Raw genomic sequence first — 13,155 nt, forward strand, 5'->3', positions numbered from 1 at the left:
CCTTACGGCGTGTAGACGGCGTCACTGCCGTACAGCTCCCTGGTGAAGGCGGAGACGTCGGCGCTGCGGTCGGTGCCGTCGAGGTTGTACGTCAGGTAGACGCCGTACCCCCCGCTGACGGTGCGGCGGGCGAGGTCGGCGGCCGTGCTCTGCGAGGTACGGCCGATCTCGACGGCCGCCGGCGACAGTTTCGACTTGGGCAGGGCGATGGCGGGGACCTGCCAGGTGCCGTAGTACGGGTTCCAGGCGTAGTCGAACTTGGAGGAGATGTCGACGCCGCCGTAGGACAGGCGCGATGCGGCCGGGCCGATGTTGTAGAGGCTGATGATCTTGTCGGGCATGTTCGCGCGCAGGGCCGACACCAGATGGACGAACGAGCTGGCGTTGGGCTGGCCGGTGCCGTTGTTGCCGTACTCGGCGTACTCGTCGTCGAAGTCGATGCCGTCGAGGCCGTACTTGGTCACGGTGTCCGACATCTGCTTGGCGAACGCCGAAGCGGCCTGCTGGGAGGGGAAGTTGGCGAACCCGGCGCCCTGGTGGTTGCCGAGCACCGAGAGGACGACCTTGATGCCCTTCTGCTGCAGCGGCCGTATCTGTGTGTCGGCGTTGTCGAGGACTCGCTGCACGTTCTCGTTGAAGTGCAGGTACGCGGCCTTCTTGCTCGTGTCGTAGTTGATGTTCGCCGCGAAGATCACGGCCACGTCGAAGACGTTGTCGCCGCCCTCGGCGAGCGTGTACTTGCCGACGTTGAGCATGCTGTTGTTGTTCACCTCGACATACGCCACCGAGGTCGGCCCCTGTTTCGCTGCGGCGGCAGCAGGAGCGGGGGTGGGCGCGGGGGCCGCTGCCGCGCCGGTTGTGGCGGTCGCGCCGAAGGCGAGAGCCGCGACGGCCGAGAGAGCGAGCGCGGCGGTCCGCACTCTGCTCCGTACCAGAGTGAACATCGTTGATCGGTCTCCCATCGCACGGGGTGGCGCTCCCGACTTGTTCGGAAGCGCCGAGTCAACTCCCCGATCTTTTCGCTCCCGTGACCGAATCCCCAGAACGGTGAGCGAACTCTTCACGACTCCCACCCATGACGCGCCACAACCAGCGTTCACGGCGCCCCTGCGGCCTACCGAACGGCCCCTTGGGAACTCTGCTCCGCGACGAGAGAGCGTCCGATGATCTCCTTCATGATCTCGGTGGCTCCGCCGTAGATACGTGTGGCGCGGCTGTCCGCCCACGCCCTGGCCACGGCTTGCTCGATCATGTAGCCGTGGCCGCCGTGCAGTTGCACGCACGCGTCGAGCACCTGGCCCTGCAGTTCCGTGCACCACCACTTGGCCTTGGCCGCGTCCTGCGGTGTCAGCGTTCCCTCGTTGCATTCGATGACGCAGCGGTCCAGGTACTGCTGGGCGACGTCGGTGGCCGTGACGAGTTCGGCCAGGCGGTGGCGGACCGTCTGCTGTGCCGCGAGTGCCTGCCCGAAGGCATGGCGTTCCCGGACGTAGGTCACGGTCCAGCCCAGGGCGGCCGCTGCCTGGGCCAGGGCTCCGACGGCGATCGAGAGGCGCTCCTGGCCCAGGTTGCGGGTGAGCGCCTTGAAGCCCTCCCCCTCGCTGCCCAGCAGATTCGCCACCGGTACGCGGGCGCCCGTGAAGGCGAGTTCGGCGGTGTCCTGGGCATGCATGCCGACCTTGTGCAGGCGGCCGGCCCGGTGGAAGCCCTCGGTGTCACGCTCCACCATCAGCAGGCTGATCCCGTGGTGCGGGTGGGGGCCGGTGCGTACGGCGGTGATGACGAGGTCGGCGTTTATCCCGTTGGTGATGAAGGTCTTCGCACCGTCGAGCACGTAGTGGTCGCCGTCCCGAACGGCCTTGGTGCGAATGGCGGAGAGGTCGGAACCGGTGCCGGGTTCGGTCATCGCGATCGCGGTGATCAGTTCGCCGGAAGCGATCTTGGGCAGCCAGCGGTCCTTCTGCTCATCCGTGGTGAGGGTGAGCAGGTAGGGAAGGCAGATGTCCGCCTGCAGGGCGGGCCCCAGGAGCGCGGGAGCGACAGCGGCGGCGGACGCCTCCTCTTGGAGGACGACGCTGTAGCGGAAGTCGCGGATGCCGGCGCCGCCGTACTCCTGCGGCACGGAGATGCCGAGGGCGCCGAGCGAGCCGAGCCCGGTGAACAGCGTGCGGGGCACGATGCCGTCGGTCTCCCACGCCGGGTAGTACGGCACCACGTCCTTCTTGAGGAAGGCCCGGACGCTGCGGCGGTAGTCCTCGTGCTCGGCGTCGAACAGGATGCGTTTCATCGGGTGTTCCTCACATCGAGAAGCCGCCGCCGCAGACGAGAGTCTGGCCGCTGACGTAGTCGGAATCGGGGGTGCACAGCAGGTAGACGGCTCCGGCCGCCTCGGCGGGCGTCCCGGAGCGGCCCAGCGGGATCGTGCGCTCCATGGCGGACAGGAGCTCGGGATTGACGCCGACCTTGATGGCGTTTCCCTGGACGCTGATCATGGCGTCCTGGTCGGCTGCCGCCTCCGTGAGCCGGGTCTTGATCAGGCCGAAGGCGACGGTGTTGACGGTGACGTTGTAGCGTCCCCACTCCTTGGCGAGGGTGCGGGTCAGGCCCGTGACACCGGCCTTCGCGGCGGCGTAGTTGGCCTGCCCGGCGTTGCCTCCCAGTCCGGCGATGGAGGAGATGTTGACGACCTTGCGGCATTGGGGGGTGCCGGTCCGCGCCTCCTTCTTGGCCGTGGCACTGAGGACGGGCTGCGCGGCCCGCAGGATGCGGAAGGGTGCCTTGAGGTGGACGTCCAGGACGGCGTCCCACTGCTCGTCGGTGAGCTTTTGGATGACGTTGTCCCAGGTGTATCCGGCGTTGTTGACGATGATGTCGAGGCCGTCGAAGTGGTCGAGGGCGGTCTGGACGAAGCGTTCGCCGAATCCGTCGTCGGTCACGCTGCCCACGCAGGCCACCGCTGCGCCGCCCGCGGCCTCGATGGCGGCGACGGTGTCCTTGGCCGGTTCGGGGTCCAGGTCGTTGACCACGATCCGCGCGCCTTCGCGGGCAAGCCGGAGGGCGATCTCGCGGCCGATGCCTCGGCCCGATCCGGAGATGAGGGCGGTTTTTCCTTCGAGTGTTCCCATGGTGGTCTCCTCGTGATGCGGGTTGTTGCGCTAGGCGCTCGGCAGCGCCACGGCTGCCTCACCGCGCAGGGTGGTGGTGCCGTCGGCGAGGGTGACGGTGACGGCGACGGTCGCCACGCGTTCTCCGTTGCTGTCGTCGATGGCGGTGACCAGGCCGCGGCAGGTGGGCTTGCCGTGCACGGGGGTGATCGCGGTGAAGCGGACGGCGCAGCGGCGGACGGCGGACTGCTCGACCCAGCCGGTCAGGAGGCGGCCGAGGTAGGCCATCGAGAGCATGCCGTGGGCGAAGACGTCGTCGAGTCCGGCCTCGTGGGCGGCATCGGTGTCGATGTGGAGGGGGTTGTGGTCGCCGGACGCACCCGCGAAGAGGGCCAGCGTGGTGCGGGAGATCTCCGGCAGGTGGAGGGGCGGGAGCTCGGTGCCGACGGTGATGGGCGTCATCGGGCGGCCACCTCGTTTCGTACGACGGTGAGGGTGCGCAGGTCGCAGACGCGGCTGCCGTCGGCCCGGGTCACGGTGGTGTCCTTGGTGAGCAGGTCCAGTGCGCCACCGTTCTTGCTGCGTACGTCGACGATGACCGGCCGGGCGGTGAGCGTGTCCCCGGCGTGTGCGGTGGAGTGGTAGGTGAACGTCTGCTCGCCGTGCAGGACGCGCCTCATGTCGACGCCCAGGTCGGTCAAGTAGGCGAAGGGGTAGGGCTGTTGCAGTTCGATGCCGAACAGGAAGGTGAGTGGGACGGGCAGGTCGGGGTGACCGGCCTTTCGTGCTGCCGCGAGGTCGGTGTAGAGGGGGTCGCGCTCGCCGATGGCCTGCGCGAAGAGCTGCAGCCTGCCGCGTTCGACCGTCATGGTCACCGGCGGCAGTCCGGTGCCGATCGCGGTACTGGGAAGGCTCACTTGGTGTCCGCCTTCGCGTACAGGGTGACGACGGCCGCGCCGCCGAGGCCGATGTTGTGCTGCAGGGCCAGGCGGGCTCCCTCGACCTGGCGCGCGCCGGCGGTGCCGCGCAGTTGGCGGACCAGTTCGGTGCACTGGGCGAGTCCGGTGGCGCCCAGCGGATGTCCCTTGGAGAGCAGTCCGCCCGAGGGGTTGGTGACGACGCGTCCGCCGTAGGTGTTGTCGCCGTCGGCGATGAACTTCTCCGCGGTGCCTTCGGGGGTCAGGCCCAGCGCCTCGTAGGTGATCAGTTCGTTGGTGGTGAAGCAGTCATGGAGTTCGACGACCGTCAGGTCGTACGGGTCGACGCCCGCCTGCTCATAGACCTGCGCGGCCGCCTTCCTGGTCATGTCGTAGCCGACCAGCTTCATCAGGTCCCGCTCGGCGAACGTGTCCGGGGTGTCGGTCGTCATCGCCTGGGCAGCGATGGAGATCGAGGAGTCCAGGCCATGGGCGCGGGCGAAGCTCTCACTGGTGATCACAGCGGCCGCCGCTCCGCAGGTCGGCGGGCAGCACTGCAGGCGGGTCAGCGGCCCGTAGATGGACGGGGAGGCCAGGACTTCCTCGACGCTGACGGGGGTGCGGAAGACGGCGTCGGGGTTGTGCGCGGCGTGGGCCCGGGCCTTGACCGCGATCCGGGCGAACGTGTCGGGTGCCAGGCCATGCCGTTCGGCGTAGGCGACGCCGGCACCACCGAACAGGCGCGCCGCCGAGGGTGCGTCACTGGCGCCCTGTACGGCGGTGGCCACATCCTCGAAGCGGGCCAGGGGTTCGGGGCGGTCGGGCCATACGGTGGTCAGGGCGCCGCGCCGCATCTGCTCGAAGCCGACGGCGAGCACACAGTCCGCGGCGCCGCTCTCGACTGCCTGGCGGGCCAGCCACAAAGCCGTCGATCCGGTGGCGCAGTTGTTGTTGACGTTGATGACGGGTACGCCGGTCTCGGCGACCCGGTAGAGCGCCCGCTGGCCGGCGGTCGAGTCGCCGTACACGTAGCCGGCGTAGGCCTGTTGGATGTGGTGGTAGCCGATTCCCGCGTCGGCCAGGGCCGCCCGCGCGGCGCGCTCGGCCATGACGTCGTAGGTCTCGCTCTTGCTGGGCGTGGTGAAGGGGATCATCCCCACGCCGGTGACACGTGCCGGTGCAGTCATGTGCTGTTCCGTCCCAGTGGTGTGCGGAAGGTGTTCAGTGGACCGAGCGGTCGCTGTGCTCCCAGTGCGGTGCGCGCAGTTCGCGCTTGAGGATCTTTCCCGCCGGGGACAGCGGGAGGGCGTCGGTGAACTCGACGCTGCGCGGGGCCTTGTAGCCGGCGATGAGCGACTTGGTGTGCCGGCGGATCTCGTCCGCGGTGGCGGTGTGGCCCTCGCGCAGGACGAGGACGGCGTGGACGCGTTCTCCCCAGTCGTCGTCGGGCAGGCCGATCACGGCGCAGGCCGCGACGGCCGGGTGCTGGGCGATGGCGTTCTCCACCTCGGCGGAGTAGACGTTCTCGCCCCCGGAGATGATCATGTCTTTGAGCCGGTCGACGACGAAGACGTAGCCGTCGTCGTCCATGTAGGCGCCATCACCGGTGTACAGCCAGCCCGCGCGCAGGACTTGGGCGCTGTCCTCGGGGCGGCCCCAGTAGCCGCTCATGATGTGGGCGCCGCGCAGGGCGATCTCGCCGACAGTGCCGCGCGGCACCTCCGCGCCGCCGGGGTCGATGACCTTCACCTCGCCGTGCGCGGCCGCGCGGCCCGCCGAGCGCAGTCGCCTGCCTTCTCGGTGGTCCTCGCCGGTGAGCAGGGTGGCGATGGGGGCGGCCTCGGTCATCCCGTAGGCCTGGACGAACGCGACGTCGGGGAAGGCGTCCATGGCGCGCTTCAGGACGGGTTCGGGGATCGGCGAAGCGCCGTAGACGATGGAACGCATGCTGGACAGGTCGTGTTCGTCCAGGCCGGGGTGGTCGACGAGCGCCTGGATCATGGTGGGTACCAGCAGCGCGGAGGTGGGGCGATGCGACTGGACCGCCGCCAGGACCGCGGCGGCCTCGAATCCGGGAAGGATGACATGGCAGCCGCCGACGAGATTCTGCGTGCCCCACAGGGCGAGGTCGGCCAGGTGGAACATCGGCGCCGAGTGCAGCATGCGCCCGCCCGGTGCGGCGAGCCGGCCGGTGACCTGGCTGCCCAGGGCGGACACGGCCATGTTGGTGTGACTGAGCATGACGCCCTTGGGTGTTCCGGAGGTGCCCCCGGTGTAGAAGACACCGGCCAAGTCGTCTCCCCCGCGGCACACGTCGGTGACGGGCGCTGTCGCCTCGATGAGGTCCTCGTAGGCGAGCATCCCGTGCGGTGTCGGGCCGTCGCCGCAGTGCACGACCGTGGCGGGCGGTTCGTCGAGGCGGGCGACCTGGTCGGTGAACGCGTCGTCGACGAACAGGACGCGCGCGCCGCAGTCGTGCAGCGAGAAGCCGATCTCCTGTGCGCTCCAGCGGATGTTCAGGGGGACGACGGCGGCCCCGGCCCACCAGGTGGCCAGCAGGTATTCGTGGTAGCGGTCGGAGTTGTGGGCGAGGATCGCGACCCGATCGCCCGCAGTGACCTGCAGGGCGTGCAGTGCGCCCGCGAGGCGGGAGACGCGGTCCCCCGACGCGCGTACGGTGCGGGTGCGGTCGCCGTGGACGGTCAGCGGCGCGTCGGGGGTCTGCTGGAGCATGCGGTGCAAGGGCTGGGTGAGGAACATGGTGCCTCCCTTCGTATGACGGTCATCGCACGCCTGTGATGGGTGCGATGGCACATGCGGAGATGACGGCCAGCAGTGCGGCCAGGGCGTAGAGCGCGGAGTAGCCGCCGATGCCGATGACCAGTGCGGCGACGGCCGGGGCGAGGGCCTGGGCGCCGGCGTTGGCGATGTTGAGGATGCCGAGGTCTTTGGCGTTGTCCTGCGGACGTGGCAGGACCAGGGTCATGAGGGCTTGGTCGACGGCCAGGTAGCAGCCGCAGCCGAGACCGGCCAGCGCCATGGCGAGGAAGTTCACCGGCAGGGTCGGCGAGATCATGGGCAGGAGCGCGCTGACGGCGATGGTCACCGAGGACAGGACGATGAGGGGCTTGCGCCGGCCCATGCGGTCGGAGGCCAGTCCCGCGGGCACGAGACCGATGACGGTGCCCACCATCAGCACCAGGACGACCGCCGGGAAGACCCGGTTCGCCTCCTGTCGGGTCAGGCCGATGTGGTCCTGCAGGATGTAGAGCTGGAAGGAGAGGATCGACTGGTAGCCGAGCACCATCGCGAACCGGGCCACGAACGCCCAGGCGAAGTCGGGGTGCCGGCGCGGGTCGACCCACACCCCGCGCAGCAGTTCCCTGAACGTGGCCCGCGGCGGCGGCGCTCCGTCGAAGGGCTCCTCGCGCGCCAGCAGCGGGAACAGCACACAGCCCAGCAGGGCGACACCGGCGAGCACCGCGCATCCCGCGGCCATGCCGAAGGCCGATGCCACGCCCACACCGAACAGCCCACCGCCGAACAGGGCAAGACCGCCGAGCGCTGAGTAGATGCCGCGACGTGATTCAGGCGTACGGTCCGGGATCACCGCGCTCAGCGGGGCCAGCGCGACGTTGAAGCAGCCGTGGGCCAGGCACCACAGCACGGCGATCCACAGCAGGGAGGGGGCCGCGCCCAGGAGCAGCACCGAGAGGGCCCCGCCGAAGACGCCGCCGACCACCCAGGGCGTGCGACGGCCGAAGCGGCTGCGGGTGCGGTCGGACAGGGCTCCGGCCAGCGGCTGGGCCACCAGGCCTGCCACCGCGCCGAGAGCCATGGCCAGACCCAGGGCGCCGACCTTGTCGTGTTCGCCGACCAGTTCGGCGAGCCGGTTGGGTATAAGCACGCTGACGACGCCGGTGATGGCCATGCCGATCGTCAGCTGTGTGCCCGCGTAGGCGCTCAGCAGGGGTGTCTGGCGCGACGCCGGCGGTGCGAGGGCACTCATCGGATGCCTTGCCACAGTTGCCGCTCGGCGCCCGCCAGGTCGTCGACGGGGCCGCTTTCGGCGTCGAAGCGCATGGTCACGCGGCGCTCGGTGTCGTAGCGGTCCCAGCCGGGGCCGTGTCCGTGGGCGAACGCGACCCAGGCATCGTGCATGGCGGTGGCCAGCTGCTGCGGCGCTTCATCACCGAGCAGACCGGACGCGGCCGGGACGGCGGCCAGATTGTCGTGGACGAAGGGCAACTCCAAGGCATGGACGGCGCCGCTGCCGGGCGGCAGCGCGGGGCTCTGCCAGGTGAACTCATACGCCCAGTGCGGGCCTTGGTGCGCTTCGAGGAGGCGGAGTGTGGGGATGCGGAAGGCCCAGTCGGTCCAGGCCGCCTGCACCAGTTCGAGCAGCTGCGCGCCGGGCCGTGAAGCGTTGCGGTAGACGTCGAGGTCGTCCTGGGTGAGGTTGAAGGTTTTCAGCGCCTGTTCGGCGAAGCCCTCCTGCAGTTGGCCGAGTTGGCCGCGCTGGGCCAGGAAGCCGATGGTCTCGTCCCGTGTGGTTCCGGTGAGCACCTCGACGTCCGCGGAGGCTCCGGCGGCCAGGGCCGCCGGGATGTCCTGCGGAAGGGTGTCCTCGTCGAGCACCGTCCGAAATGGACTGACGAGGAACGACTGCGCGCCCCATCGCTCCACCTCGTTGTATTCCAGGGCGAATTGCAGCACCGCGTCCTGGGTCGCGGCGGGATCCGCGCCGGCGAAGCCCGCCACCGTGGCCGGTACGCCGAGGAGTTGGGCCAACCGGTCGGTGGCCTCGTGGGCCTGCTCGCGGGACACCTCCGTCATGGAGACGCCGCTCTGGGGGATGGCGCGGCGGAACAGCCCCCGGGCCGAGGGCATCGCGAGCAGGTTCATGACGCTGACCCCACCGGCGGACTGGCCGAAGATCGTGACGTTGTCCGGGTCCCCGCCGAACGCGGCGATGTTTTCGCGCACCCAGGTCAGTGCGGCCACCTGGTCGCGCAGCCCCAGGTTGGCAGGGCGGTCGGCCACGGGCAGGAAGCCCTCCACGTTCAGCCGGTAGTTGATGGCCACGTAGACCACCCCGTCCCGGGCGAACGCCGACCCCTCGTAGCCCGGAGCGGATCCGGCGCCGAAGGCGTAGCCGCCGCCGTGGATCCACACCATGACGGGCAGGCCGACGAGGAAGCGGCTCGGGTCGGGGGTCCAGACCTCCAGGGTGAGGCAGTCCTCGCCGGTGGTGGCCGGGTTGAGGTGCCGGTCCAGGGGGTCGGCCCCGGGGACGGTGGGCTGCGGACAGCCGGGGCCGGGGACGGTGCCGTCGCGGACCCCGTCCCAGGCCGGCGGCGGCTGCGGGGGTGCGAATCGCAGGTCACCGACGGGTGGCCGGGCGTACGGGATGTTGCGGAACACCGCGTATCCGTCGGCTGCCCGCCCTCGGATCCTGCCCGATGTCAGGCGTGTCTGGACGTCCACCATCTGCCTTCCCTTCGCCGCACTCTCTGGCTAATCGTGATTAACTTATGACGGCGCGGGGCGGTACTGTCAAGGGCAGCGGCCGGAGCGGAGAGGGGTTAGTCGGCAGGCAGCAAGAGGCGTTCACCCAGTACGACGAGGTCCTGCGCGAGTCCGGGCCTGCTGCGCAGGTGTCCGGTGCGCAGCACGTCGTTGACCATGCCGAGCACCGCATGGACCAGTGCCTGTCGCTCGGCCCGGCTCAGGTCGGGGCGGCACTCCCCCAGCAGGTGCACCCACTCCAGGACGTGGTCACGCTGGGTCTTTCGCACGTCATGCCGTTGCTCGTCCGGGAGGTGGATGACCTCTGTCACCAGGGCGGCGAAGAGGTCGGTGTGCGTCGCCACCAACGCCACGTACGAACGAAGGAGCGCCGTCAGCGCGTCCCTGGGTCCGTCCGAAGACGCCATGGCCTCCGTGAGGGCGAGTTGCAGGGCCTGGGCCCCGCGATTGAGTGCGGCGTACAGCAGGTCACTCTTGCTGGCGAAGTGCTTGTACACGCTCGGGCCCGCGATCCCGGCCGCGGCGCCGATCTCACCGAGCCCCACCTCGTGGAACCCCTGCCGCCCGAAGAACCTGGTCGCCGCGGTCACCAGGGACTCGCGCCGCGAGACGGAGGAGAGTTCCACCGATGGCGCCGCGCTGCGGGGCGCCGGGAGACCGGAAGCCGCCGACAGTTGCGCGGTCAGGACCGTGTGCGACATCCGTTCCAGGAGCGCGACAAGGCGCCCCTCGGGCAGCGTGGCCCGTGCATGCGAAGGACTGCCCAGCACGGCGACCATCGACCACGTCAGCAGGTCCGCGTCCCCCGGGCCCAGATCGGCGCGCCGGTCCTTGAGCAGCCCTTCGAGCCGAGCGACAAGGGTGCGGAACTGGCGGCGCATCTCGCCGCGCACCGGCTCGGGGAGATGCCGGACCTCGCGCTCCCAGAGCACGCCGAGCTCCCTGCGTTCCACGGACAGCTCGGCCATGGACCGCACCGCCTCGTCCAGCGTGGCAGCCTCGCTCACGGCGGCGTTCATCACGGCGAAGCCGTCGGCCACCACCGCCGCCAGGAGGTCGTGCTTGCCCCGGAAGTGCCGGTAGAGCGCCGGTGCGGAGATCCCCACCGCGCCCGCGATGTCCCCGAGTCCCACCTCGTGGAACCCGCGCTCATGGAACTGCGCGGCCGCGGCTCGCAGGATCTGGGCTTTACGGTCGGCCGGTCGCCTGACTGGTTGCGTACTCACATCCGTAGGCTACTGCGAATTAACCACTTACCGCTGCACACCTCTTGACCGTGCCCACTCCGCCACATCTAAGTTAATCACGGTTAGCCCACACGGCAAGGTCGAGGACGGCGAGCGAGAACCGGTCCTCTGCAATGTCATGTTCGTGCCAAGACATTCGTGCCAAGAGAGGATGAGTATGCGCAGCAGACTCCATCGCGTGGCGTTCTTCGCCTGCGCCGTCATGGCGGCCATGATGCTGACCCCCGAACACATGGCGGCGGGCGCAGAGGAGCCACCACCCCGCATCGCGATCGCATCAGCTCCGGACCGAGGCCAGATCAGCGGCGGCGACGCGCTCTTGCAGATCACGACGGCAGGTCACCAGGACCCGGTGCGAGTGACGGTGAACGGGCGCGCGGCCGGCGGTTTTCAGCGGCAGCCGGACGGAACCCTCCTCGGCCTGGTCAGCGACCTCAAGAACGGCCGCAATCGCATCACCGCGCAGGCCGACGGACTCACCTCCTCCCGCACCCTCACGAACCACCGGTCCACCGGCCCCGTCTTCTCCAGCAAGCAGGCCACGCCGTTCTACTGCGAGACCACCGCGTTCGGCCTGGCCCCCGCCACACAGCCGCACTGCTCCGCCCCCACCAAGGTCAGCTACAAGTACCGCAGCAAACTCGGAACGTTCATCCCTCTCGCCGATCCGGACCAGCGCCCGGCCGACCTCGCCACCGCGACCGTGGGCGGCCGGAAGGTGCCCTACATCGTCCGCATCGAGACCGGCACCATCAACCGCGCCGTCTATGAGACGGCCGCTCTCCACGACGGCGGCGACCCCACGCCCCTGAGGCAGGAGAAGGGCTGGAACGGCAGACTGGTCTACGTCTTCGGCGGCGGCTGTTCGGGCGGACACCACCAGGGCGCGCAGACCGGCGGCGTACTCAACGACACCTTCCTGTCCCGCGGTTACGCGGTGGCCTCCTCCACCCTCAACGTGCTGGAGAACAACTGCAGCATCCCCCTCTCTGCGGAGACGGCGATGATGGTGAAGGAACACTTCGTCGAGACCTACGGGCCGGTGAAGCACACGATCGGCTGGGGCGGGTCCGGCGGCGCCATCCAGCAGTACACCATCGCCGACTCCTACCCGGGGATCCTGGACGGGATCATCCCGCTGGCCGGCTTCCCGGACGCGTTCACGCTGGAGAAGAGCTTCGCCGCCGACTGCAAGCTGCTCGTACGCTACTTCGCCGGGGCCGGCGGCTCGTTGACTCCCCAGCAGCGCGACGCGGTGACCGGGATCCTGGAGTACGGCAGCTGCATCGGTTCGGACAGCATCGACATCCGTACCCCCACCAAGCGCTGCGACAAGTCGATCCCCGTGACGGCGCTGTGGAACGCCACCACCAATCCCCGCGGCGTGAAATGCACGATGCTGGAGGCCTACGCCAACCAGTTCGGCCGCGACCCCAAGACCGGCTTCGTGCGCAGCACCCTGGACAACATCGGGGTGCAGTACGGCCTCAAGGCACTCAACAGCAAGCAGATCAGCCCGGCGCAGTTCATCGCGCTCAATTCCGCCATCGGCGGCTTCGACGACAAGGGCGCCCCGGTGGCCCGGCGTTCGCAGGCCGATCCGCGGGCGCTGAAGGCCGCCTACCGTGACGACCTGCTCAACAGCATGCGGCTTGGCCTGCGCGGCACGCCGATCATCGATCACCGCATCTACTCGGACCGGGTGCCGCTCGACGTCCACACCGCACACTGGTCCTACGTCACGCGGGCCCGGTTGCGGGCAGCCAACGGAACCTCCGCCAACCATGTGATCATCGAGAGCAAGCTGGCGCTGAGCGAGGCGCAGACCGCGGACGCCTACGTGCTGAGGTCGATGGACCGCTGGCTGACCAACATCGGTGCGGACGGCTCCTCCCGCGACAAGCAGGCCAAGGTCCTCGCGAACAAGCCCGCCGGTCTCTCGGACGGCTGCTACCTGACCCCCACCAAGCGGGTGCACGCCCCGCTGACCTACCCGGCCAGCGGACCCTGCGCCGATGAGTACCCCATCAGCGCGGACCCGCGGCTGCAGGCCGGCGAGCCGCTGGCCGAGACCGCGCTCAAATGCGCGCTGCGGCCGGTGGACTTCGACGCCTACCGCGTGAGCTTCACCCGGGCCGAAAGGGAGCAACTGCGCGAGACCTTCCCCAAGGGCGTCTGCGACTACACCCGGCCGGGCCCCGGCCAGAACGAGCGGCCGAGCACCTGGATCGACTACAGCCGCCGCTGAGGCAGCAGCTTCGGGCCGGGCCCTGGCCGACGCCGCGCGGGCGGACGTCGCGCGCTGGCTGGAGGCACCCCCCGTGCGGAGCCTCCAGCCAGCGGGTGGACGCGGGCCCT

At 69.7% G+C, this 13,155-nt stretch carries 11 protein-coding genes; 1 reads left to right on the forward strand and 10 read right to left on the reverse strand.

Annotated features, from left to right (window positions below; genetic code table 11):
• Positions 1-2: 2 nt before the first annotated feature.
• From AB0I66_RS01160 to AB0I66_RS01205, 10 genes are all read right to left on the reverse strand, one after another.
• Positions 3-944, reverse strand: coding sequence for an endo-beta-N-acetylglucosaminidase H (locus AB0I66_RS01160; protein ID WP_363205566.1), 942 nt, complete (start codon positions 942-944; stop codon positions 3-5).
• 170 nt (positions 945-1,114) lie between these two features.
• On the reverse strand, positions 1,115-2,287 hold the full coding sequence (locus AB0I66_RS01165; protein WP_363205567.1) for an acyl-CoA dehydrogenase family protein: 1,173 nt from the start codon (positions 2,285-2,287) through the stop codon (positions 1,115-1,117).
• Positions 2,288-2,297: 10 nt separating this feature from the next.
• Complete coding sequence (locus AB0I66_RS01170; RefSeq protein WP_363205568.1) at positions 2,298-3,125, reverse strand: SDR family oxidoreductase; 828 nt, start codon at positions 3,123-3,125, stop codon at positions 2,298-2,300.
• A 30-nt stretch (positions 3,126-3,155) separates the two neighbouring features.
• On the reverse strand, positions 3,156-3,566 hold the full coding sequence (locus tag AB0I66_RS01175; protein WP_363205569.1) for a MaoC/PaaZ C-terminal domain-containing protein: 411 nt from the start codon (positions 3,564-3,566) through the stop codon (positions 3,156-3,158).
• The gene (locus tag AB0I66_RS01180; protein ID WP_363205570.1) at positions 3,563-4,021 is read right to left on the reverse strand and encodes a MaoC family dehydratase N-terminal domain-containing protein; all 459 of its coding nucleotides are present in this window, start codon (positions 4,019-4,021) and stop codon (positions 3,563-3,565) included. The genes AB0I66_RS01175 and AB0I66_RS01180 overlap by 4 nt, the downstream gene beginning before the upstream one ends.
• Positions 4,018-5,208: a lipid-transfer protein gene (locus tag AB0I66_RS01185; protein ID WP_363205571.1), complete on the reverse strand. Its 1,191-nt coding sequence runs from the start codon at positions 5,206-5,208 to the stop codon at positions 4,018-4,020. The genes AB0I66_RS01180 and AB0I66_RS01185 overlap by 4 nt, the downstream gene beginning before the upstream one ends.
• Before the next feature lie 34 nt (positions 5,209-5,242).
• Positions 5,243-6,781 (reverse strand): long-chain fatty acid--CoA ligase, encoded by a 1,539-nt coding sequence (locus AB0I66_RS01190; RefSeq protein WP_363205572.1) that lies wholly within the window; start codon positions 6,779-6,781, stop codon positions 5,243-5,245.
• A gap of 22 nt (positions 6,782-6,803) precedes the next feature.
• A complete protein-coding gene (locus tag AB0I66_RS01195; protein ID WP_363205573.1) occupies positions 6,804-8,030 on the reverse strand; it encodes an MFS transporter in 1,227 nt (408 codons plus the stop codon).
• The gene (locus tag AB0I66_RS01200) at positions 8,027-9,511 is read right to left on the reverse strand and encodes a carboxylesterase family protein (protein WP_363205574.1); all 1,485 of its coding nucleotides are present in this window, start codon (positions 9,509-9,511) and stop codon (positions 8,027-8,029) included. The genes AB0I66_RS01195 and AB0I66_RS01200 overlap by 4 nt, the downstream gene beginning before the upstream one ends.
• A 95-nt stretch (positions 9,512-9,606) precedes the next feature.
• Entirely contained in the window at positions 9,607-10,776 is a 1,170-nt protein-coding gene (locus tag AB0I66_RS01205; RefSeq protein WP_363205575.1) for a TetR family transcriptional regulator, read from the reverse strand.
• Between the two features lie 178 nt (positions 10,777-10,954).
• Here AB0I66_RS01205 and AB0I66_RS01210 point away from each other — a divergent pair, with 178 nt between their 5' ends.
• The gene (locus AB0I66_RS01210) at positions 10,955-13,045 is read left to right on the forward strand and encodes a DUF6351 family protein (protein WP_363205576.1); all 2,091 of its coding nucleotides are present in this window, start codon (positions 10,955-10,957) and stop codon (positions 13,043-13,045) included.
• Positions 13,046-13,155: the final 110 nt, after the last annotated feature.

This window comes from Streptomyces sp. NPDC050439 (genome assembly GCF_040655335.1).
Taxonomy (GTDB): domain Bacteria; phylum Actinomycetota; class Actinomycetes; order Streptomycetales; family Streptomycetaceae; genus Streptomyces.